The 21,608-nt window shown below is 72.1% G+C and carries 23 protein-coding genes and 1 tRNA gene; 7 read left to right on the forward strand and 17 right to left on the reverse strand.

Annotated elements, in window-relative coordinates; genetic code table 11:
• Positions 1 to 85: 85 nt before the first annotated feature.
• From argH to RZ84_RS38800, 3 genes are all read right to left on the reverse strand, one after another.
• Positions 86 to 1,519, reverse strand: a complete 1,434-nt coding sequence (gene argH, locus RZ84_RS07005) for an argininosuccinate lyase (RefSeq protein ID WP_043263561.1) — start codon at positions 1,517 to 1,519, stop codon at positions 86 to 88.
• Between the two features lie 131 nt (positions 1,520 to 1,650).
• Positions 1,651 to 2,853, reverse strand: coding sequence for an argininosuccinate synthase (locus tag RZ84_RS07010; protein ID WP_043263562.1), 1,203 nt, complete (start codon positions 2,851 to 2,853; stop codon positions 1,651 to 1,653).
• Positions 2,854 to 2,914: 61 nt separating this feature from the next.
• The gene (locus RZ84_RS38800; RefSeq protein ID WP_157878781.1) at positions 2,915 to 3,070 is read right to left on the reverse strand and encodes a hypothetical protein; all 156 of its coding nucleotides are present in this window, start codon (positions 3,068 to 3,070) and stop codon (positions 2,915 to 2,917) included.
• 179 nt (positions 3,071 to 3,249) lie between these two features.
• Between RZ84_RS38800 and RZ84_RS07015 the strand changes: the two genes are divergently transcribed.
• Positions 3,250 to 3,323 (forward strand) — tRNA-Pro (locus RZ84_RS07015).
• Between the two features lie 103 nt (positions 3,324 to 3,426).
• Here RZ84_RS07015 and pstS read toward each other — a convergent pair.
• The 7 genes from pstS to argC all read right to left on the reverse strand — a co-directional run bounded on the left by pstS (position 3,427) and on the right by argC (position 9,931).
• A complete protein-coding gene (gene pstS, locus RZ84_RS07020; protein ID WP_043263563.1) occupies positions 3,427 to 4,584 on the reverse strand; it encodes a phosphate ABC transporter substrate-binding protein PstS in 1,158 nt (385 codons plus the stop codon).
• 117 nt (positions 4,585 to 4,701) lie between these two features.
• The gene (locus tag RZ84_RS07025; RefSeq protein ID WP_043263564.1) at positions 4,702 to 5,244 is read right to left on the reverse strand and encodes an arginine repressor; all 543 of its coding nucleotides are present in this window, start codon (positions 5,242 to 5,244) and stop codon (positions 4,702 to 4,704) included.
• A 7-nt stretch (positions 5,245 to 5,251) separates the two neighbouring features.
• Positions 5,252 to 6,496: an acetylornithine transaminase gene (locus tag RZ84_RS07030; protein ID WP_043263565.1), complete on the reverse strand. Its 1,245-nt coding sequence runs from the start codon at positions 6,494 to 6,496 to the stop codon at positions 5,252 to 5,254.
• Positions 6,493 to 7,431 (reverse strand): acetylglutamate kinase, encoded by a 939-nt coding sequence (gene argB / locus RZ84_RS07035; protein WP_043263566.1) that lies wholly within the window; start codon positions 7,429 to 7,431, stop codon positions 6,493 to 6,495. The genes RZ84_RS07030 and argB overlap by 4 nt, the downstream gene beginning before the upstream one ends.
• On the reverse strand, positions 7,428 to 8,582 hold the full coding sequence (gene argJ, locus RZ84_RS07040; protein ID WP_043263567.1) for a bifunctional glutamate N-acetyltransferase/amino-acid acetyltransferase ArgJ: 1,155 nt from the start codon (positions 8,580 to 8,582) through the stop codon (positions 7,428 to 7,430). The genes argB and argJ overlap by 4 nt, the downstream gene beginning before the upstream one ends.
• Entirely contained in the window at positions 8,579 to 8,722 is a 144-nt protein-coding gene (locus RZ84_RS38805) for a hypothetical protein (RefSeq protein WP_157878782.1), read from the reverse strand. Before RZ84_RS38805 ends, argJ begins: the two co-directional genes overlap by 4 nt.
• Before the next feature lie 180 nt (positions 8,723 to 8,902).
• Positions 8,903 to 9,931 (reverse strand): N-acetyl-gamma-glutamyl-phosphate reductase, encoded by a 1,029-nt coding sequence (gene argC / locus RZ84_RS07045; RefSeq protein ID WP_043263568.1) that lies wholly within the window; start codon positions 9,929 to 9,931, stop codon positions 8,903 to 8,905.
• 185 nt (positions 9,932 to 10,116) lie between these two features.
• Here argC and RZ84_RS07050 point away from each other — a divergent pair, with 185 nt between their 5' ends.
• Positions 10,117 to 10,428 (forward strand): putative quinol monooxygenase, encoded by a 312-nt coding sequence (locus tag RZ84_RS07050; RefSeq protein ID WP_052229810.1) that lies wholly within the window; start codon positions 10,117 to 10,119, stop codon positions 10,426 to 10,428.
• 363 nt (positions 10,429 to 10,791) lie between these two features.
• Here the strand turns inward: RZ84_RS07050 and RZ84_RS07055 are convergent, their stop codons facing one another.
• Positions 10,792 to 12,033, reverse strand: coding sequence for an IS110 family RNA-guided transposase (locus RZ84_RS07055; RefSeq protein WP_063772664.1), 1,242 nt, complete (start codon positions 12,031 to 12,033; stop codon positions 10,792 to 10,794).
• A gap of 517 nt (positions 12,034 to 12,550) precedes the next feature.
• On the opposite strand from RZ84_RS07055, the gene RZ84_RS07060 reads away from it, so the two are divergent.
• Positions 12,551 to 13,249, forward strand: a complete 699-nt coding sequence (locus tag RZ84_RS07060) for a VOC family protein (protein WP_043263570.1) — start codon at positions 12,551 to 12,553, stop codon at positions 13,247 to 13,249.
• Positions 13,250 to 13,556: 307 nt separating this feature from the next.
• Here the strand turns inward: RZ84_RS07060 and RZ84_RS07065 are convergent, their stop codons facing one another.
• Positions 13,557 to 13,973: a VOC family protein gene (locus tag RZ84_RS07065; protein WP_043263571.1), complete on the reverse strand. Its 417-nt coding sequence runs from the start codon at positions 13,971 to 13,973 to the stop codon at positions 13,557 to 13,559.
• 10 nt (positions 13,974 to 13,983) lie between these two features.
• Entirely contained in the window at positions 13,984 to 14,439 is a 456-nt protein-coding gene (locus RZ84_RS07070; RefSeq protein ID WP_043269288.1) for a helix-turn-helix domain-containing protein, read from the reverse strand.
• Between the two features lie 175 nt (positions 14,440 to 14,614).
• On the opposite strand from RZ84_RS07070, the gene RZ84_RS07075 reads away from it, so the two are divergent.
• Positions 14,615 to 15,220, forward strand: a complete 606-nt coding sequence (locus tag RZ84_RS07075; protein ID WP_043263572.1) for a GOLPH3/VPS74 family protein — start codon at positions 14,615 to 14,617, stop codon at positions 15,218 to 15,220.
• Positions 15,221 to 15,262: 42 nt separating this feature from the next.
• Here RZ84_RS07075 and RZ84_RS07080 read toward each other — a convergent pair whose 3' ends face one another.
• Both RZ84_RS07080 and RZ84_RS07085 read right to left on the reverse strand, forming a co-directional pair.
• Positions 15,263 to 16,810, reverse strand: coding sequence for a N,N-dimethylformamidase beta subunit family domain-containing protein (locus RZ84_RS07080; protein ID WP_107068091.1), 1,548 nt, complete (start codon positions 16,808 to 16,810; stop codon positions 15,263 to 15,265).
• Positions 16,811 to 17,042: 232 nt separating this feature from the next.
• Positions 17,043 to 17,234, reverse strand: coding sequence for a DUF1059 domain-containing protein (locus tag RZ84_RS07085; protein ID WP_043263573.1), 192 nt, complete (start codon positions 17,232 to 17,234; stop codon positions 17,043 to 17,045).
• Positions 17,235 to 17,359: 125 nt separating this feature from the next.
• On the opposite strand from RZ84_RS07085, the gene RZ84_RS38810 reads away from it, so the two are divergent.
• Positions 17,360 to 17,509 carry a hypothetical protein gene (locus RZ84_RS38810; protein ID WP_157878783.1) on the forward strand — a complete coding sequence of 50 codons (150 nt, stop codon included), beginning with the start codon at positions 17,360 to 17,362 and terminating at the stop codon, positions 17,507 to 17,509.
• A 228-nt stretch (positions 17,510 to 17,737) separates the two neighbouring features.
• A complete protein-coding gene (locus RZ84_RS34955; protein ID WP_052229812.1) occupies positions 17,738 to 18,541 on the forward strand; it encodes a helix-turn-helix transcriptional regulator in 804 nt (267 codons plus the stop codon).
• A 51-nt stretch (positions 18,542 to 18,592) separates the two neighbouring features.
• Here RZ84_RS34955 and RZ84_RS07095 read toward each other — a convergent pair whose 3' ends face one another.
• Positions 18,593 to 19,045 carry a GNAT family N-acetyltransferase gene (locus tag RZ84_RS07095; protein ID WP_043263574.1) on the reverse strand — a complete coding sequence of 151 codons (453 nt, stop codon included), beginning with the start codon at positions 19,043 to 19,045 and terminating at the stop codon, positions 18,593 to 18,595.
• Between the two features lie 79 nt (positions 19,046 to 19,124).
• A complete protein-coding gene (locus tag RZ84_RS07100) occupies positions 19,125 to 20,591 on the reverse strand; it encodes an aminotransferase-like domain-containing protein (RefSeq protein WP_052229813.1) in 1,467 nt (488 codons plus the stop codon).
• Between RZ84_RS07100 and RZ84_RS07105 the strand changes: the two genes are divergently transcribed.
• The gene (locus RZ84_RS07105) at positions 20,590 to 21,537 is read left to right on the forward strand and encodes a DMT family transporter (protein ID WP_043263575.1); all 948 of its coding nucleotides are present in this window, start codon (positions 20,590 to 20,592) and stop codon (positions 21,535 to 21,537) included. The genes RZ84_RS07100 and RZ84_RS07105 overlap by 2 nt on opposite strands.
• Positions 21,538 to 21,608 lie beyond the last annotated feature (71 nt).

Raw genomic sequence — 21,608 nt, forward strand, 5'->3', positions numbered from 1 at the left:
GCGCGGACCGCCGGGGCACGGATACGGCCGAGGCCCCCACCCGGTCGGATGGGGGCCTCGGCCGTACTTTCCCGTCGGACGCCGGTCACGGCCGCTTCTTGGCGACGGCCCATTCCTGCTGCCGCACCAGGTCGGCACGTACCTCGGCGAGCTGCACCGCGACCGCCGACGGCGCGGTGCCGCCCCGGCCGCTGCGCGAGGCGAGCGCACCGGGGACGTTCAGCACACCGCGGACCTCGGGCGTCAGATGCGGCGAGATCTTGGCGAACTGCTCGTCGGTGAGCTGGTCCAGCTCGATGCCGTGCGCCTCGCACTCCTTGACGCACTCGCCGGCGACCTCGTGCGCCACCCGGAACGGCACGCCCTGCTTGACCAGCCACTCGGCGATGTCGGTGGCGAGCGAGAAGCCGGCCGGCGCCAGCTCCGCCATCCGCTCGCGGTTGACGGTGAGGGTGGCCATCATCCCGGTGAACGCCGGGAGCAGTACCTCCAGCTGGTCGCAGGAGTCGAAGACCGGCTCCTTGTCCTCCTGGAGGTCCCGGTTGTACGCGAGCGGCAGCGCCTTGAGGGTCGCCAGCAGCCCGGTCAGATTGCCGATCAGCCGGCCGGACTTGCCGCGCGCCAGCTCCGCGATGTCCGGGTTCTTCTTCTGCGGCATGATCGACGAGCCGGTGGAGAAGGCGTCGTGCAGGGTCACGAAGGAGAACTCCTTCGTGTTCCAGATGATGACCTCCTCGGCGATCCGCGACAGGTTGACCCCGATCATCGCCGTGATGAAGGCGAACTCGGCGACGAAGTCCCGCGAGGCGGTGCCGTCGATGGAGTTGCCAACAGAGCCGTGCTCGAAGCCGAGGTCCGCGGCGACCGCCTCCGGGTCCAGGCCGAGCGAGGAACCGGCCAGCGCGCCCGATCCATACGGTGAGACGGCGGTGCGCTCGTCCCACTGCCGCAGCCGCTCGGCGTCCCGCGACAGCGACTGCACATGCGCCAGCACATGGTGGGCGAAGAGCACCGGCTGGGCGTGCTGGAGGTGCGTGCGGCCCGGCATGGCGACGTCCGGGTGCGCCTCGGCGAGGCCGACCAGCGCCTCCTGGAGGTCGGCGATCAGCCCGCCGATGATCCGGGCGTGGTCGCGCAGGTACATCCGGAAGAGCGTGGCGACCTGGTCGTTGCGGGACCGGCCGGCCCGCAGCTTGCCGCCGAGGTCCGGACCGAGCCGTTCCAGCAGCCCGCGCTCCAGGGCGGTGTGCACGTCCTCGTCGGCGACGGTGCCGGTGAACGAGCCGTCGGCGACGTCGCGTTCGAGCTGGTCGAGGCCGGCGAGCATCCGGGCCAGCTCGTCCTCGGTGAGCAGGCCCGCGGTGTGCAGGACGCGGGCGTGCGCGCGCGAGCCGGCGATGTCGTACGGCGCGAGCCGCCAGTCGAAGTGGACGGACGCGGACAGCTGGGCCAGGGCCTCGGCGGGACCGTCGGCGAACCGGCCGCCCCAGAGCCGTACCTCACCGCTGTTGCTGCTCACTGCTGCTCCTCAAGGCTGTGGATGTGCCGCCGCCTCCCCGCGGGGCGGGGAGGCGGCCGTGGTACGAAAAGTAACGAGCCGGGTCCGGGCTCGGCCACGCCGGTCCCGTGGGGGTCCGCCCGCCGGATCCGTCAGGCCCCGCCTGCCAGATCACGCCGTGCGGCGATCTTGCTCGACATGCCGAAGAGCTCGATGAAGCCCTTGGACAGCGACTGGTCGAAGGTGTCGCCGGTGTCGTAGGTCGCCAGGTTGAAGTCGTACAGCGACCGGTCGGACCGGCGGCCGGTGACGACCGCGCGGCCACCGTGCAGGGTCATCCGGATGTCGCCGGACACGGCCTCGTTGGCCTCGTTGACGAAGCCGTCCAGGGCCCGCTTGAGCGGCGAGAACCACAGGCCGTCGTAGACCAGCTCGCCCCAGCGCTGCTCGACCTGCCGCTTGTAGCGGGCCAGTTCGCGCTCCACGGTGACGTTCTCCAGCTCCTGGTGCGCGGTGATCAGGGCGATCGCACCCGGCGCCTCGTACACCTCGCGGGACTTGATGCCGACCAGCCGGTCCTCGACCAGGTCGATCCGGCCGATGCCCTGGACGCCGGCCCGCTCGTTGAGCTCCTGGATCGCCTGGAGGACGCTGACCGGCCTGCCGTCGACGGCGACCGGGACACCGGACGCGAAGGTGATGACGACCTCGTCGGCCTCGCGCGGGGTGGCCGGGTTGTGGGTGTACTCGTAGACGTCCTCGATCGGCGCGTTCCAGATGTCCTCCAGGAAGCCGGTCTCCACGGCCCGCCCGAAGACGTTCTGGTCGATCGAGTACGGCGACTTCTTGGTGGTCGCGATCGGCAGGTTCTTCTCCTCGCAGAACGCGATCGCCCGGTCCCGGGTCATCGCGTAGTCGCGGACCGGCGCGATGCACCTCAGGTCCGGGGCGAGGGAGGAGATCCCCGCCTCGAAGCGCACCTGGTCGTTCCCCTTGCCGGTGCAGCCGTGGGCGACGGTCGTCGCGCCGTGCTTGCGCGCGGCGGCGACCAGGTGCTTGACGATGGCCGGCCGGGAGAGCGCGGAGACCAGCGGATAGCGGTCCATGTAGAGGGCGTTGGCCTTGATCGCCGGGAGGCAGTACTCATCGGCGAACTCGTCCTTGGCGTCCGCGACCTCGGCCTCCACCGCACCGCAGGCGAGTGCGCGCTTGCGGATGACGTCCAGGTCCTCGCCGCCCTGGCCGACGTCCACGGCAACGGCGATGACCTCGGCGCCCGTCTCCTCGGCGATCCAGCCGATGCAGACAGAGGTGTCCAAGCCGCCTGAGTAGGCGAGTACGACGCGCTCGGTCACGGGCTTCTCCTTACGGTGCATGCGCTGGTAGGCATAAGTATGCACTCCACCGTATGTTTCGTCAATGACCGGGGAAACGTGCAGGCCGGCAGGGCACCATCGGCCCGGCACGGCCGAGGGAGAGGCCCTTGATCGCGGTCAGCGGCGTCAGCGGCCCGTCCGCCGACTCCGGCAGGCCGCACACCCGCCGCACCCGGATGTCATCGACGGTTGACACACCACCCTTACGGGCCTCAGCCGACATGACCGTCGAAACACGGCCCCCGGGCCCCGCGGAGAGGTCGCTGGACACCGCTCGTCCTCCCCGGCGGGGACCCCGCTTTGGATTCATGGGCCGGGACAGGGTAGTTTTTCTTCTGCACGCCCGGCCGGGAACACTCCGGCCGGTTCGAGCACCGGGACGTGGCGCAGCTTGGTAGCGCACTTGACTGGGGGTCAAGGGGTCGCAGGTTCAAATCCTGTCGTCCCGACGGTGTTGTTGCAGGTCGAAGGCCGTTCCCGAGTATCGGGAACGGCCTTTTCCCGTGCCGCGCGGCCGGCTTTCGCCGGAGGGCCTCAGCGCACGCCCGGACGTCACGGCAGTTTGCCGATCTCGTCGCGGACCCGGTCCATGACCTTGGCCGGGAGGGTCGCGTAACCCTGGAAGGTCAGGTTCTCCTGGCCCTTCTGGCTGGCCATGTACGCCAGGAACGCCTTGGTGGCGGGCCAGGTCGCGGGCTTGTTGCCCTTGTCGCAGACGATCTCGTAGGTGACCACGTCGATGGGGTAGGCGCCGGCGGCCTTGGTCGCGTAGTCGAGGTCGACGAGCACATCGCCGCCGCTGCCGGTGGTCCGGGCGCCGGCGATCGCCCGGGACGCCGCGATCACGTTGGGGTCGGCCGGGGTGGGCGCTCCGGTGTCGACCGAGACCGTGCGGATCATGCGGTCGACCGCGTACGGCAGCTCGACATAGCCGATCGCCCCCTCGGTCTTCTGGACCTGGGTGGCGAGGTCCGCGGACCCCTTGGCGGACTTGCCGCCCTTGCCCGTCCAGTCCTTGCTGTGCGCGGTCGGCCAGGCGTCCGGGGCGGCGGCGTGCAGATACGCGGTGAAGTTGTCCGTCGTTCCGGAGGAGTCGGAGCGGTGGATCGGCTGGATCGGCGTCGCCGGCAGTTTGGCGTCCTTGTTGCGCTGGGTGATCGCCGGATCGTTCCAGGTCGTGATCCGGCCGTTGAAGATCTTGGCGAGGGTGGCGGCGTCCAGGACCAGCCGGTCGACTCCGGGGACATTGAAGCCGACCGCGACCGGTCCGCCGACCATCGGGAGGTGGATCGCCCGGCCGCCGTCGGCGCAGACCTTCTTGGACCGGGCGACCTGGTCGGCGGTCAGCGGGGAGTCCGACCCCGCGAAGGCGGTCTTGCCGGCCAGGAACTCCTCCTGGCCGGCGCCGGAGCCGTTACCGGTGTAGTCGATCTTGGTGTCCGCGCAGGCGTGCGTGTAGTTCTTGATCCAGAACTTCATGGCGTACTGCTGCGCCGTCGAGCCGGAGGCCAGCAGTCCGGCCGCCTTGCCGCAGGCGATGCCGTTCGCGCCGGCACTGGCGGTGGCCGCTTTGCTCGTACTGGGCGACGAGCCGGCGGGGTGGGAGCCGCCGTTCGAGCCGCAGGCGGTCAGCGCCAGGGCGCCGGAGACGACCGCCACCCCGGCCGCCTTGGTGTACGGCCGGCCCTTCCGCCGGAGCTGGAGTTTCACGCGCAGGTGCTCCTTCCCGCGGACCGGGCTCGGCCGACGCGGCAGAGGGTAGTGAGACCTCCGTCACTATATGCAGATGAATCGGAACTATGGGTGATTTCCGGCGGGACGGGTGCGTCAGTGCTCCTTCTGCGCCAGGCGCAGCAGATGGTCCGCCAGTTGCTGGCCGCCCGCCGGGTCGCGGCTGATGAGCATCAGGGTGTCGTCACCGGCGATGGTGCCGAGGATGTCGTGGAGTTCGGCCTGGTCGATGGCGGACGCCAGGAACTGGGCGGCGCCCGGTGGGGTGCGCAGGACGACGAGGTTGGCGGACGCCTCGGCGGAGATGAGGAGTTCGCCGGAGAGGCGGCGCATCCGCTCCTCCTTGGCGGACTCGCCCAGGGGCGCCCGGGGCTTGCGGTCGCCGCCCTCGCTGGGCACCGCGTAGATCAGCTCGCCGCCGGTGTTGCGGATCTTCACCGCGCCCAGTTCGTCCAGGTCCCGCGAGAGCGTCGCCTGGGTGACGGAGAGCCCGTCGTCGGCGAGCAGCCTCGCGAGCTGGCTCTGGGAGCGCACCGGCTGCCGGTTGAGGATGTCCACGATCCGGCGGTGGCGGGCGGTGCGGGTCTGCGGTACGGCCTGGCCGCCGTTGTGCGACTCGTTGTCCTGCGGCACGGTCATCGTTGCGTCAGTCTCCGGATCGTCGGTCCCCGTCGGCCGCTTGGCGGGCCGTGTTGAGGACGCCGGGAAGCTTCCGGAGGAACCTGTCCGCCTCCTCGTCCGAGACGATCAGCGGCGGGGCGAGCCGGATGACGTCCGGCGCGACCGCGTTCACCAGAAGGCCCGCGTCCTGAGCCGCCTGCTGCACCCGCGGTGCGAGGGGCTCGGTCAAGACGATACCCAGGAGCAGACCGGCCCCGCGGACCTGGCTGACCAATGGGTGCGCCAGCGCCTCGGTCCCGGCGCGCAGCCGCTCGCCGACCCGCTTGACGTGATCGAGGATGCCGTCCGCCTCGATGGTGTCCAGGACGGCGAGGGCGCCGGCGCAGACGACCGGGTTGCCGCTGAAGGTCGAACCGTGCAGGCCCGGGGTGAGGAGGTCGGCGGCGGGGCCGAAGGCGAGCGTGGCGCCGATGGGCAGTCCGCCGCCCAGGCCCTTGGCGAGGGTGATGACATCCGCTTCGACCCCCTGGGCCTGGGATTCCAGCCAGTGCCCGGTCCGGCCGATGCCGGTCTGGATCTCGTCGAGGACGAGCAGGGTCCCGGTCGCCGCGGTGATCTCGCGGGCCGCCCGGAGGTAGCCGGGCGGCGGGACGACCACGCCGTTCTCGCCCTGGACGGGCTCCAGGATGACGAGGGCGGTGTCGGTGGTGACGGCGGCGCGCAGCGCCTCGGCGTCCCCGTACGGCACGTGGTCGACCTCGCCGGGCAGCGGGGCGAACGGGCCCTGCTTGGCGGGCTGTCCGGTGAGCGCGAGGGCACCCATGGTCCGGCCGTGGAAGCCGCCGACCGTGGAGACCATGTGGGTCCGGCCGGTCAGCCGGCCGATCTTGAAGGCGGCCTCATTGGCCTCGGCGCCGGAGTTGGAGAAGTAGACCCGGCCCGGGCGCCCGGCGAGCCCGAGCAGCCGCTCGGCGAGGGCCACGGTGGGCTCGCTGACGAAGAAGTTCGAGACATGGCCGAGGGTGGCGATCTGGTCGGAGACGGCGCGGACCACCGCGGGGTGGGCGTGGCCGAGCGCGTTGACCGCGATACCGCCGAGGAAGTCGAGGTACTCCGTGCCGTCGGCGTCCCACACCGCGACACCCTCGCCGCGGACGAGCGGCAGGCGCGGGGTGCCGAAGTTGTGCATCATGGCGCCCTGCCAGCGGTGCGTGAGCCCTTCGTTGGTCACCGTTCCCCGCCCGCCCCGGTGTGCTGCCGACCCGCTCATTCCGTCCCCTCCTGGGTGCCGCTCGTGTCCGGTTCCGGCGCGGGGTCCGGCAGCACCATCGTGCCGATACCCTCGTCCGTGAAGATCTCCAGCAGGATCGAGTGCTGGACCCGCCCGTCGATGACCCGGGCGGTGTGCACGCCGTTGCGTACGGCGTGCAGGCAGCCCTGCATCTTCGGGACCATGCCGCTGGCCAGATCGGGCAGCAGCTTCTCCAGTTCGCTCGCGGTGAGGCGGGAGATCACCTCGTCGCTGTGCGGCCAGTCCTCGTACAGCCCCTCGACGTCGGTGAGCACCATCAGGGTCTCCGCGCCCAGCGCAGCCGCCAGCGCGGACGCGGCGGTGTCGGCGTTGACGTTGAAGACGCCGGACGCGTCGCCCTCGTCGCTGCTGCGCGCGATGGACGAGATCACCGGGATCCGCCCGTCGTCCAGCAGGGCCCGCACCGCGCCGGGGTCGATGGCGGTGATCTCGCCGACCCGGCCGATGTCGACCGGCTGCCCGTCGATGTCCGCGTAGTGCTTGGTCGCGGTCATCAGATGCGCGTCCTCGCCGGTCATGCCGACGGCCAGCGGGCCGTGCTCGTTGAGCAGCCCGACCAGTTCGCGCTGCACCTGGCCGGCCAGCACCATCCGTACGACGTTCATCGCCTCGGGCGAGGTCACCCGGAGCCCGCCCTTGAACTCCGACTCCAGGCCGAGCAGTTCCAGCTGCGCGCTGATCTGCGGGCCGCCGCCGTGCACGACGACCGGCCGCAGCCCGGCGTGCCGCAGGAACACCACGTCCTGCGCGAACGCCCGCTTCAGCTCCTCGTCGACCATCGCGTTGCCGCCGAACTTGATGACGACGGTCTTGCCGTGATGCCGGGTCAGCCAGGGCAGCGCCTCGATGAGCGTGCGGGCCTTGGGGAGCGCGTTGTGCTTGCGAGTGCTCATGAGGAGTAGGCGCTGTTCTCGTGGACGTAGTCGGCCGTGAGGTCGTTGGACCAGATGACCGCGGACTCGGTGCCGGCGGCGAGGTCGGCGGTGATCCGCACCTCCCGGAAGCGCATGTCGACGAGGTCGCGGTCCTCCCCCACCGAACCGCCCTTGCAGACCCAGACGTCGTTGATCGCGACGTTCAGCTGGTCCGGCTCGAAGGCGGCGGAGGTGGTGCCGATGGCGGAGAGCACCCGGCCCCAGTTGGGGTCCTCGCCGTGGATGGCGCACTTGAGCAGGTTGTTGCGCGCGATGGACCGGCCGACCTCGACCGCGTCGTCCTCGCTGGCCGCGCCCACGACCTCGATCCGGATGTCCTTGCTGGCGCCCTCGGCGTCGCCGATCAGCTGCCGGGCCAGGTCGTCGCAGACCGTGCGGACCGCCTCGGCGAAGGCGTCCTTGTCCGGTACGACACCGGAGGCGCCGGAGGCCAGCAGCAGCACCGTGTCGTTCGTGGACATGCAGCCGTCGGAGTCGACCCGGTCGAAGGTGGTGCGGGTGGCCGCGCGCAGCGCCGCGTCCAGGTCGTCGGCCGGCAGATCGGCGTCGGTGGTCAGCACCACGAGCATGGTGGCGAGGCCGGGCGCGAGCATGCCGGCGCCCTTGGCCATTCCGCCGACGGTCCAACCGTCCCGCGCGACCTGGGCGGTCTTGTGGACGCTGTCGGTCGTCTTGATGGCGATGGCGGCCTTCTCCCCGCCGTGCTCGGTCAGTTCGGCAGCGGCCAGCTCAACTCCCGGCAGCAGCTTGTCCATCGGGAGCCGTAGGCCGATCAGCCCGGTGGACGCGACCGCCACCTCGCCCGCGCTGTGCCCGTCGAGCACCTCGGCGACCTTCTCGGCGGTCGCATGGGTGTCCTGGAACCCGAGCGGCCCCGTACAGGCGTTGGCGCCACCGGAGTTGAGGATCACCGCGGAGACCCGGCCGCCCTTGAGGACCTGCTCCGACCAGACGACCGGCGCCGCCTTGACCCGGTTCGAGGTGAACACACCGGCGGCGGCAAGGCGCGGCCCGTTGTTCACCACCAGGGCGAGATCCGGGTTCCCGTTCTCCTTGATCCCGGCGGCGATACCCGCCGCGGAGAATCCCTTCGCTGCCGTGACGCTCACGGCGCCTCCTTGTTCGCTCCGCCGCAGTAGCGGCTGATGTCACTGTCGCCCGCGCAGCGCAGCGGCGCGGCCTTCGTTGTCCTCTGCGGCGCGGCCTTCGTAGGCATCTGCGGCCCGGCGGCTGCGCGTGCGACGCTCACCGCGCCTCCTTGTTCGCTTCTCCACCCGCGCAGCGCAGCGGCGCGGCTCTCGTTGTCCTCTGCGGCCCGGCGGCTGCGCGTGCGACGCTCACCGCGCCTCCTTGTTCGCTTCTCCACCCGCGCAGCGCAGCGGCGCGGCTCTCGTTGTCCTCTGCGGCCCGGCGGCTGCGCGTGCGACGCTCACGGTGCGATTCCGATCGTCGACAGTCCGGCCGTCTCGTCGAGGCCGAGGGCGATGTTCATGGACTGGACGGCGCCGCCCGCGGTTCCCTTGGTGAGGTTGTCGATGGCACTGATCGCGATGATCCGGCCGGCCGCCGGGTCGTACGCCACCTGGATCTGCGCGGCGTTGGAGCCGTGGACGGAGGCGGTCGCCGGCCACTGGCCCTCGGGCAGCAGCCGGACGAACGGCTCGTCGGCCAGCGCCTTCTCGTACGCGGCCCGCACGGTCCCGGCGTCCGCCCCGGGCGCGGCCTTCGCCGAGCAGGTGGCGAGGATGCCGCGGGCCATGGGCGCGAGGGTCGGGGTGAAGGACACCGTGACCCGCTCGCCGGCCACCGCACTGAGGTTCTGGATCATCTCGGGGGTGTGCCGGTGCCCGCCGCCGACGCCGTACGGGCTCATCGAGCCCATGACCTCGGAGCCCAGCAGATGCGGCTTGAGGGCCTTGCCCGCCCCTGAGGTGCCCGTGGCCGCGACGATCACGGCCTCCGGCTCGGCGAGACCGGCGGCGTAGGCCGGGAAGAGCGCGAGCGAGACGGCGGTCGGGTAGCAGCCCGGGACCGCGATGCGCCTGGCCCCCCGCAACGCGGCCCGGCCGCCGGGCAGTTCGGGCAGGCCGTACGGCCAGCTTCCCGCGTGGGCCGAACCGTAGAACGCCTCCCAGTCCGCGGCGTCCGTCAGCCGGAAGTCCGCGCCGCAGTCCACGATCAGCACATCCGGCCCGAGCTGCTCGGCGACCGCCGCGGACTGCCCGTGCGGCAGTGCGAGGAAGACGACGTCGTGGCCGGCCAGCGCCTCGGCCGAGGTGGCAGCCAGCTCCCGGTCGGCCAGCGGCACCAGGTGCGGCTGCAGTGCGCCCAGGCGCTGCCCCGCGTTGGAGTGCCCGGTCAGCGCCCCGATCTCGACCTCCGGGTGCCCCAGGAGCAGGCGCAGGACCTCACCTCCCGCGTATCCGCTCGCACCGGCGACTGCTGCTCGTACCGTCATGGACCCTCCTCCTTGATGGCATGACTATACGGACCTCAGCAGTTTTATGCAATGGTGCGCCAAGGCAGGCCGGGGACAATGTGACGACGATCGTTAGACGGCCCCTCCGAGCGATTGCCGGCCCATGCGAGGATCACTTCCCGATGGCGAGCAGATCGAGCACATCTGGTGGGTGGAGATTGGGCATGGACAAGGTCGGTCTGTACGTGAAATTCCGTGCGCAGACGGGACAGGGCAACGCGCTGTTGAAGGTTCTGCTGGCGGCTGCGGACCTCATGGCGGACGCTCCGGGCTGCGAGTTGTACGTCGTGAACACCGCCTCGGGCGTCGACGACGTGGTGTGGGTCACGGAGATCTGGCGCTGTGCGGCCGATCACGAGGGCTCGCTGTCCGTGGCAGGGGTGAAGGAACTGATCGGGCAGGCGATGCCGCTACTGGCGGGTCCGCCCGAGCGGATCGATCTGCGCCCTGTCGGCGGCACAGGGTTGCAGGGCTGAGACGTGACCATTTGATGCCCGTAGGGACCGCTTGATGCCCGTAGGGACCGCCTATGGGTCCTCGCCGAAGTCAGAAGCACTGCTTCGCAGGCTTCTGAGCACCAGCTACCGAACGGCACGGGGCCACCTATCGGTCTTCGTCACAGGCGAACAGCCAACTGTGACGTGGCACTTCGGCTGGCGACTGGGCAGTTCACCTGGCGGGGCCGACCGCTCTGGTGGGCGAGCCGAGCATTGCGGCTCGTGAGCGAGTTGATCTCCGTTGGGCAACGGTACGGAGGTCGTGGCAGAGCGGGTGCATAGGATCGCCGGCATGGCACTGCGACCGGTTCAGGTGAACATCAAGACTCTTAATTGGTTTAGTCAAGCTGCCTGAACCGCTCCGGCCGGCTTCTCGCGGGGGTTGTACTCCCTCTCATAGAGCCGGCCGTCCCGGAGCATGGCCCACAGGATGGAGACTCGTTGGCGGGCAACAGCGATCACGGCCTTCTTGTGGCGTCCCTTGTCGTGTGTGTAGCCCTGGTACTTGCGCAGGTACGTCTCGTTCTCCCACGTCCCCGGGGTCAAGCACGCGATCTGGCTCGACAGGAAGAATGCCCGCTGGAGGGGGCGACTGTATTGGGTCGGACGCAGGCGGTTTCCCGTGTTTGATCCGGAGTCGCGGGAGACGGGGGCCATTCCTGACGCGACAGCGAGCCGCCCAGCGGTCGGGAACCGTGAGATGTCGCCGATCGCCGCAACGAGTTCGGCCGCGAGAACTGGACCGAAGCCGGGCATGGAAAGGACAATGGGCGCCTGGGGGTGCTGGGAGAGAAGTTCTTTGACCTTCTTCTCCAGCTCTTTCAGTCGGTGGTTCATCTCCGCGACTTTTTGGGCGAGTTCAGCCACCAGCTCGGCTGCCAGGTCTTCTGCACTGGCCGCTGACTCCTGGGCTTTGGCGGCTGTTACGGCCTTCTCTGCGATGGCTGCCGCCTTCCTCACTCCACGCTTGGCGAGCCAGGCCGTCAGCCTGCTCTCGCCCATGCGCCGGATTGCCGCCGGCGTCTGATATCCGGACAGGAGGACCAGCGCCCCTGCGGACTGGGCGAAGTCGAAGGACCGCTCCAGCTCCGGGAAAATGCTGGTGAGCATGGCCCTCATGCGGTTGATGGTCCGGGTGCGTTCGGCCGAGAGGCCGTTGCGGTGGGACAGGATGAGCGTGAGTTCCTTGGTGATCCTTGGGGGCGCCGGCACAGGGACTGTCTGCCGTCGGAGGCAGCGGGTGAACTCGGCAATGATGTAGGAGTCCTTCAAGTCGGTCTTGCCCTGGCCGCTGAAGCTTTTCTTGAAGGCCGCGAACTTCGAGCCGGTGACATACCGCGGGTTCTGACCATGGTTGGCCAGGACCCCCAGGAGCAGAGATGCCGGGCCGTCAATGAGGTCGAGAGCCCAGGTCACGTGGTCCGACATACCCATGGTCTCACCGAATGCGGCCAGGATGTCGGACTCGGAGTTGACCACCTTGCGGTTCCACAGCGACTCGCCGTCGCTGTCGACCACCGTGATCCAGTGATGTCCTTTGCCTACATCGATCCCAGCCCATACCTGCGGTGGCCGCTGCGTCATCTCGTCTCTCCAGGTCGATCACGGACGGGGAGCGCCAGGCCACCCCGAAGCAAGTCCGTACGAGCGATCGAGTCGCAGCTCTTAATCAGTTAGCGAGGGTGGCCGGAAGGCTGGCCGACGGAGTCTTGATGAGCCCTTTGATGGGCAGGCTCTTGAGAGTCGCATCCAACCTTCTGGCTGGAGATTCAAACGATCATCAGCAGGGACACCCATCGGCAAGTCCGTACAAGCGATCGAGTCGCAACTCTTAATCAGCAGTCATGGGGCGCCCCGGAAGGCCGGCCGACGGAGTCACTATGAGCCCCTTGATGGGCAGGCCTACACGAGTCGCATCCGGCCTTCCAGGCTGGCCGCGAAGTTTACAGCCCGACCGGGTGCCCACCTGCACGCCCGTACTGTAGCGATCTGATCGCAGCTCTTAATTAGCAGCGAGGGCAAGCCGCGACGCCGGTGTCCCGGTTGTTGCAACTCATGCCCGATCGAGCCCACTTGAAGGGTACGGGCTCTTGATCACTCGGTGGTCGGCCGGTTCTGGGCGGAGGCGCTCGGCTGGAGTGCTTACCGCGGGGGATCCGGCGTTGCGACCTACGTCGGACCCGCCGGCGGCCCCGTGTGGCCGGACCCGGTCGCCGTCTGCGTCGACGTCGTCGCCGTCCCGGAACCCAAGACCGCGACAAAGAACCGTACGCACCTCGATCTCGCCACCACCTCCGCGGCCCACCAGGCGGAGCTGGTCGCGCGCCTCCAGGCTCTCGGTGCGACGCCCGCCCACGTGGGCCAGGGCGAAGTTCCGTGGACGGTCCTGGCCGACCCGGAGGGCAACGAGTTCTGCGTGCTGGAGCCTCGGGAGATCTACCGGGACACCGGGCCGATCGCCGCGGTGGTGGTCGACTGCGCGGATCCGCGGGCCATGGCCCGGTTCTGGGGCGAGGCGATGGGCTGGACCCCGCACGAGGTGACCGACGATCATGCGGTGTTGCGCTCCGCCACGGACGCCGGCCCGTATCTCGAATTCCTCCGCACGCCCGACGTGACGACCGTGCCGGACCGCGTCCATCTTGACCTGCTGCCGTACCCCGGTGACGACAAAGCAGCGGAGGTGGCCCGGCTGCGGGCCCTCGGCGCCACCGACCTCGACCTCGGCCAGGGCGACGTCCCGTGGACGTGCCTGGCCGATCCGGAGGGCCACGAGTTCTGCGTCCTCGCCCCGTCCTGACGCGGAGCCCGGACGACACCCCGATACGCGAGCCTTGTGTGCTCACGCGCCATGACCCCCGGTGGGTCGGGCTGCGGTGTCTCGGTCGATTGGGGCGGGCGGTGAGAGCCTGCATGTCGGGGGGCGGGATCGGCTCGCTCGCCGGCCACAGCACTCAACTCGCCGACGGAAGCGCCACGTCACAGCGACATGCCGACGTCGCCGGTGCCACCCGGGCTGCGGTCGCGACCGGGGCACAGCGACCTGCGGCAGGACGTGACGGACGGTGTGCGGAACGGCGTACGGAAAAACGGCGTACGGACAGGCGTCAGCGGGTGCGGGGCTGGGTGAAGCGGAGCATGTTGCCGGCCGGGTCGCGGAAGGCGCAGTCGCGGACGCCGTAGGGCTGGTCGATCGGCTCCTGGAGGACTTCGCCGCCGGCGGCCCGGATCCGTTCGAAGGTGGCGTCGCAGTCGTCGGTGGAGAAGATCACGCCGCGCAGGTTCCCCTTGGCCAGCAGTTCCGCCATCGCCTGCCGGTCGGCCGGCGAGGCGTTGGGGTTGGCGAGCGGCGGTTCGAGGACGATCTCCACGTCCGGCTGGGCGGGCGACCCGACGGTCACCCAGCGCATTCCCTCGAACGCGACGTCGTTGCGCACCTCCAGGCCGAGGACGTCCCGGTAGAAGGCGAGCGCCTTGTCATGGTCGTCGACTGCGATGAAGCACTGCGAGAGCTTGATGTCCATGCCTTTGACGCTACGAGGCGGCGCCGGAGTCCGCTTCTCCGATCCTGACCGGTTGCCCGGCCGCGGCCGGTGCGCCGTTCCGGACCGGCCGCGTGAGGATCTTGGCGACGCACGCCGGGATCGCGGCGCCCGCCTCGTGGCGGCGGGCCCGGGACACGCTCGGGCTCTCGCCGACCAGCTCGGTGAAGCGCGAGCTGAACGAGCCCAGGGAGGTGCAGCCGACCGCGAAGCAGACCTCCGTCACGCTCAGGTCGCCGCGCCGCAGCAGCGCCTTGGCCCGCTCGACACGGCGGGTCATCAGGTAGCTGTAGGGCGTCTCGCCGAAGGCGGCGCGGAAGCTGCGGGAGAAGTGGCCGGGCGACATGAGGGCGACACGGGCCAGCGCCGGAACGTCCAGCGGCTGCGCGTAGTCGCGGTCCATCACGTCCCGCGCGCGGCGCAGCCTGACCAGGTCCTCGAGTGTCACGCGCACCAGCATCGCATGGTGGTCGGCGCGGCCCGGCCGGCCGCCGCCGGGGCCGGTGCGATCCGGGGCCGGTGCGATCCGGGGCCGGTGCGGGATGCAGTCGCCGTCCGGGCTCCGTAAGGTCGTAGACGGGGGTGCTGGCCGGGCGGATGGTCGCCTCTCGTCGGGAGCTGCCATGACCACAGCGCGGGATCTGTTGCTCGTCAGTCTGGAGCGGACGCCCCGGCATCCTGTCGAGCGGGGCGATCTGTCGCTCGCGCTCGCCGGCGCCGAGCTGATCGACCTGCTCACCGTCGAGGCCGTCCGCCTGGACGGCGACCGCATCATGCCGGGCTACCTGCCGGGACTGTCCGACCCGCTGCTGGCGCAGGCCGCCGAGTCGCTGGTCCGGGACGCGCCCTACGAAACCGTCGACGACTGGCTGTGGCGCAGGGGCCGCGGGCTGGCGGAGGCGTATCTGGCCGTTCTGGAGGACGAGGGCCAGCTCACCCGGGAGCGCCACCGGGGGCTGACCTTCCGGAAGAGCGCGGCGGTGCCGGTGGATTCGCCCGCCCGGTGGCGGGCCGCGGACCGCTGGGCGGCGCAGGAGCCGGTGCTCATGGCGCTCGCGGTGGCGCTCGGGTACGGCGCGGAGCCGGCCGAGGTGGCGCCCGGTGTGGTCGACGAGGCGGTGACGGCCGTGCTGGCCACCGTCAGCGACGCGCTCCAGGAGCTGGCGGCCGTACGGCAGCGGCGCGTCATCGAGGAGTCCGCGTTCGAGAACATCTGGCGCGGTGAGTGACGGACCGGCGGGCGGACGCCCTCGGGTGAACGGCCCGGATCCTCATGTCCCGTAGATGCTGGCGGTGTTGCGGCGCGGCGCCGGGCGGTGCTTGGCCGCGGGGCCGGCGGCGAAGGCGTGCAGCAGGTTCTCCGTGGTGCGGGTGACGAAGGCTCCGGCGCGGGTGTCGATGCCGTGGTCGCGGCCGTCGTCGGCGGTCCCCGCCATGAGCGCCTCGACCCAGCGCATGGTGCCGGTGGCGAAGACGCCGGCACCGCTGGGGACCGTGTAGTAGGCGGAGTCGGCGTGGCTGGGGCGGCCCCGGCAGACGAGCGGGGAGTGGGCGATGATCTCCAGTTCGGCGGGGGTGGGGGACTCCGGGGTGACCCGGTCGTACTCGACGCCGACGAGGTGCGGGAAGGAGTCGCCCGGCCGCACGCCGGTGCCGGTGAAGAGCCAGTGGTCCGCGGCGTGCACGACGTACGGGGCGTCGGTCGGGTAGCCCTCGTAGAAGACGCCGGTCAGCGCGGATTCCGGGTCGGCGGACGGCGGTTCGCGGAAGTCGTGGGTGGGCGGCTCGCGGTGGGCCGCGAAGCCGGGGTCGTCGCGGTAGTCGGTCTTGTAGCAGACGACCGTGCGCAGCGGTCCGGTCGGGCCGGCCTCCAGGCGGACGCGGCGGAAGCAGGCGTTGGCGCCGAGAAAGGCGAGGTTGGTGCCCGCGTCGCGCGCCCGGGTGACATGGTCGCGCTGCTGCGGGGTCCAGTATTCGTCGTGGCCGAGGGAGAGGGCCGCATTCGCCCCGTGGAGGGCGGCCGGGTCGCGGTGGACGTCCACGGACGTGGTGTAGGCGAGCGGGATGCCGAGCCGTTCCGCGAGGACGACCAGGGCGCGCTCGTAGACCAGGAACTTCTCGGCGCCGGTGGCGTCGTAGGGGCGGTCGAAGGTGACGGCCAGCGAGCGGGTGGCGTAGTCGCCGTCCTCGCCCCGGTAGAGGCTGTAGCCGCCCCAGGCGTTGTACGCCTGCCAGGTCGTCACCGCGTGCATCAGGACGGTGCGGCCCGCGGCGGTGGCCGAGCGGACGATCAGCGGGACGTAGCGCTGGTGGCCCTGCTCGGCGTCGAGGCGGAGCAGGTAGGCGCCGGGCGGCCAGCCGGCGGTGCGGACGGTGGTGCTGCGCGGCCAGTCTGCCTGGACGGTACGGGTCTCCGGCAGCAGCCGGGGGTCCCGCTCGCGGCGCCCCGCCAGCCGGTCCGAGCGCCACACCAGCCGGGCCTGGGCGCCGCCGTACCAGCCGACCCGGTAGGCACAGACCCGGTAGCCGGGCGCGGTGGTGGAGACATGGAGGCCGAACTCCTCGCCGGGCAGGACGCTCACCCGGTCGGTATAGCCGGCGATCGCGTCGGGCGGGCCGGCGGAGCGCAGCCGCCAGTCGGGGCTGCCGGGGCGGTTCCGCTCGGCGGTGGGGGACGGCTGGTCGCCGGTGGCGGGCGTGGGCCGGCCGCCCTCGGGGGCGTCGCAGCCGCTGAGGCCCGCAGCGAGACCGGCGGCACCGGCCGCCGCGGCGCCGAGGAAGTGCCGGCGGTCCAGGCCGCCGCCCGTGCGGTCGTTCATCGGCTCGCTCCCGTCGGATCGCCGGTGCGCGGCGCCGGCGATCCGGCCCCGGTGCCCTCGCGGGCGCCGGTCGCCGGGCCCGCTACCCCTCTCAGCACGATGCTGCGCCGCCGCGCGCCGCCGGACGACCCCGGCGGGCCCGAATGCGCGGCCGACGGCCCCGGACGGTGCGCACGGCGGTGCCCGGCCGCCCATCGGGACGACCGGGCACGGCGCCGCTGCCGCGGGCGGCTCAGGCGTGCTGCGGCATCTCGTTCTTGAGGGATGACCGGATCTGCTCGCGCAGTTCGGGGCTGTCCGTGTGGCCGTGGACGGACACCGCGTGCTCGCTGGCGGCGCGGACCACTTCCTCCTCCTCGCCGGCGATGACGAGGGTGCAGTTCGTCTCGCTCGGGTAATCCCGGCAGTCGATCTTCTTGCGCATGATCCACCTCCTCCCCTCCAGTGTCGGCCCGGCCGCGGCGCGCCGCCCTCCGGATACGGGGAATCGCGTATGGCGGTCCGGCCGCCGGAGCTGGTGCAGTGGAGGCAGGCGAGGAGGTGACGGCCATGGCGACGTCCGCCCGGGTCACGCCCGGTGGCGCCCGGGACGGTGGCGCCGCCCGGGACGCGCGGGTGCGGGACTTCCTGGAGCGGGTGATCACGGCCGTCCGCGCCGGCCCGGCACGGTCCGCGGGCGCCGGGAAACCACGCGGGTGAGGAGGCGGTACGGGACATCGCCGACGCGGCCCGGCCGCACCGCGGGAGGCTCGCGGCGGAGAGCCCGGTCAACCGCGTCCATGCCGTCGGGCGTTGACGCGCCCGACGCCCCCGGCCGGTCTTCCCCCGGCCGGCCGGGCGGCCCCGGCCTCCGGGGCGGGCTCCCGGGCCTTCCGGGCCCTCCGGACCGGCCTTGACCCCGGCCACCGTGCTCGGCACGCTGGTCGTATGAGCGCTGCCGCGGAGGCCGGCCTGCGGCGCATCCTGTCCGTCGTGGACCTGCTGATCGACGCCGTGGACGAGGAAACCCTCGTGCCGGCGCTGCTCCCGCTGCTGCTCGGCGCGGTACCCGGCGACAGCGTCATCTGGTCGCCCCGGCCCGACCCGCTCCACCCGCTGCGCACGCTCCCGGACGACCTGCTGAGCCGGGACGTCCTGGACGCGTTCGACCGGGAGTGGTGGACCGACTCGCTGGTGCGGCACACCCGCTTCGGCAGCGGCACCCCGATGCGCCGCTCGGCCCTCCAGACCCGCGCCGAGTTCCACGCACTGCCCGCCTACGCCGACATCTACCGGCCGTTCGGCGCCGAGCGGCAGCTCGCCATGTCCTTCCCCGCGGGCTACGCCGCCGGCGCACCGCGGCGGGTCTGCGTGGTGGTCAGCCGCGACGGCCACGGCAGCGACTTCACCGCGGCCGACGTGATCGCCGCCGGTCTGCTGCGCACCCGCCTCAGCCGTGTCCTGAACCGGCTGGCCCCGCCGGCCCCGGCGCCCGGCCTGATCACCAGCCGGGAGTCCGCCGTACTCGGCCTGCTCGCCCACGGTCTGACGAACCAGCAGATCGCCCGCCGCCTGGCGATCAGCCCGCGCACCGTCGACAAGCACCTGGAGCACGCCTACGCGAAGCTCCGCGTCGGCGGCCGGGTGGCGGCGGCGAACGCCTGGCTGACGCGCGGCACCGACCCGGTCCGCGGCACCGGGGCCGTACGGGACGCCAGGGCCGCGGGCTCCGGCGGCCATACGGCGGGCTGAGGCGGGCGCCGAGCGGGCGTCACCGCCCCTGCGGACAGCCCCTGGGCGCCGTCAGATGCCGATCGGCCCCGGGTCGATCAGTCCCATGGTCATCCACTGCTCCGGTGCCACCAGCGTCCGGAAGCCGACCTTCTCGTAGACGCCGTGCGCGTCCTTGGTGGCGAGCGTGAGCCGGGACAGCCCGTAGGGGGTCAGGTGCCCGGCGATCGCCTCGACCAGGCCGGTGCCCAGGCCCTTGCCGCGGTCGTCGCGGCAGACGTAGACGTCGCAGAGCCAGGCGAAGGTCGCATAGTCGGTGACGATCCGGGCGTACGCCGCCTGACGGCCCGAACTCTCCTCGTACAGACCGAAGTTGAGCGAGTTCGCGACGGCCCGGTCGTGCATCTCGCGGGTGCGGCCCAGCGCCCAGTAGGTGTCGGCGGACAGCCACTGGTGGACCAGATCTCCGTCCAGGCGGGCCGGGTCGGTGGAGATCTCGTAGCCGTCGAGGGCGTGATCGGTCATGCCGGGAGGTTGGCAGAAGGGCGGGCTCGGAGTCGAACCGATGGGCGAAGCGGCCGGCCCGCTCCCCGCGGGCCGGCGCTCAGTCCACCGGCACCCCCAGCTCCCGGCACGCCACCCGGAGCCGGCGGATGCCCTCGGTCAGTTCGCCGGTGCCGCCCGCCGACGCGAAGCTCAGCCGCAGATGGGCGGCGGGCGGCTCGGCGGCGAAGTACGGGCGGCCGGCCGCGACCGCGACGCCGGCGCGCAGTGCCGCACCGGTCAGCGCCGCCTCGTCGGTACCGTCCGGCAGCCGCAGCCAGAGGTGATAGCCGCCGGGCGCCGCAGGGTGCCCGAGGCCGCGCGCGGCGAGGGCGGGCAGCTCCCGGTGCAACGCGGCCAGCACGGCCTTCCGGCGGTCCGCCAACTCCTGTGCGATCAGGCGCAGATGGCGGGTCCAGGCGGGCGATCCGACGAGTTCCAGCGCGGCCTCCTGGAGGGGCCCCGGCACGAAGAAACTGTCGACGACCTGGATGGCGCGCAGCCGGTCCAGGACCGGACCGCGGGCCGCCAGCGCCCCCACCCGCAGGCTCGGTGAGGTGGCCTTGGTGAGCGAGCGGACATGGACGACGGTGCCGTCCGTGTCGTCCGCGAACAGCGTGGGCGGCAGCGCGGGCGCGTCGCCGTGGACCAGCAGCCGGGCGAAGTCGTCCTCGACCACGAACGCGCCGGCCGCCCGCGCCACCCTCAGCACCTCGCGCCGCCGCTCCCCGGCCAGCACCGCGCCCGTCGGGTTCTGGAACAGCGGCTGGCAGACGAACAGCCGGGCGCCGCTGGCCCGGAAGGCATCGGCGAGCAGATCGGTCCGCACCCCGTCGGCGTCCATCGGCACCGGTACCGGGCGCAGCCCGGAGGCGCGGGCGACGGCCAGCATGCCGGGGTAGGTCGGGGACTCGACGAGCACCGGGGCACCGGGGGCGGCGAGCGCGCGCAGCGCGGCGGTCAGCGCGCTCTGGCCGCCGGCGGTGATCAGTACGTCACTGGCCGCAGGACCGCCCCGGGGGCCGCCGATCTCCCGCGCGAACCAGGCGCGCAGCTCCGGGACCCCGTCCAGCGGCGGCCGGCTCCAGGCGCCCGGCCGCCGCCCGGCCCGCGCCAGGGCCGCGGCGAGGGCGCGTTCGGGCTGGAGAGCGGGGTGGAGATAGCCGCTGTTGAGCTCGATGACGCCGGGCGCGGGGGCGGCGAGGGTGGCGAGCACACCGGACGCGTCGACGCTGCGCGGGACGTGGTCGCCGGCCGGTTCGGCGCTCAGCGCGATCTCCTGCCAGGAGGTGTCGACCGGCCCGGCGGCTTCGCCGCGCGGTTCGGCACGGAAGGCACCGGCGCCGGGGCGGGTGACGACCAGGCCCTCGGCGACCAGCTCGGCGAGTGCTCGGGAGACGGTCACCGGGCTGACCCGGTGCCGTTCGACGAGTACCCGGCTCGATGGCAGCTTCTCACCCGGGGAGTAGCGCTTTAGCTCCGTACGGAGGACCGCGGCCAGTCCTGCACCACTGCTACGCTCTTGCATGAGACCCAACGATAGCGCTACTACCCTCGACGCGATAGCGGTCACCGCCCCGCAGCCGCCGCGCACCCCGCGGCCCGCGGCGGCCGGCACCCCCCGCTCCGGCGCCCTGCTCGCCGCCCTCGGCGTCGCCGCCTTCTCGCTCACGTTCCCGGCGACCGCCTGGGCGCTGGAGGGCATGGGCCCGTGGACCGTGGTCATGCTGCGCAGCGTGCTGGCCGCGGCGCTGGCGGGTGGCTGCCTGGCCGCCGGCCGGGTCCCCGTACCGGAACGGCGCCACTGGGCGGGCATCGCCGTCGTCGCCGGCGGTGTCGTCCTCGGCTTCCCGCTGCTGACCACCCTCGCGCTGCGGACCTCCACCACCTCGCACGCCGCCGTCGTGGTCGGCCTGCTGCCGCTGACCACCGCCGCCTGCTCGGCCGTATGGACCGGTGCCCGGCCCTCCCGGACGTTCTGGATCGCCTCGCTGGCCGGCGCCGCGGTGGTCGTCGGCTTCGCGGTGCAGCAGAGCGGCGGCGCCCCGAGCACCGGCGACCTGTACCTCTTCGCGGCGCTGCTGGTGTGCGCGGCGGGCTACACCGAGGGCGGGCGGCTGGCCCGCCACATGCCGGGGTGGCAGGTGATCGGCTGGGCGCTGGTGCTGGCGCTCCCGGTGACCGCGGTGGGCACCGCGGTGGCGCTGCCGGCCGAGCCGCCGCACCTCACCGCGCACGCGGTCGCCGGGCTGCTGTGGCTGGCGGCCGGCTCGACGTTCCTGGGCATGGTCGTGTGGTACCGCGGGATGGCCGCCATCGGCGCCCCCAAGGCGAGCCAGATCCAGCTGGCGCAACCGCTGTTGACGCTGGTCTGGTCCGTGGTGCTGCTCGGCGAGCGGCTGCCGCCGGCCGCACCCGCGGCGGCGCTGGCGGTGCTGGCGTGCATCGCGGTCACCCAGCGCACGCGGGGCTGACCGGTCCGCGGCCGGGCGTCGCTCCCCGGATGCGAGCGGCGCCCCCGGACGTAAACTTGCGGCGATGGCGG

Source organism: Streptomyces sp. CT34 (genome assembly GCF_000805335.1).
In the GTDB taxonomy this organism is placed as follows: Bacteria; Actinomycetota; Actinomycetes; order Streptomycetales; family Streptomycetaceae; genus Streptomyces.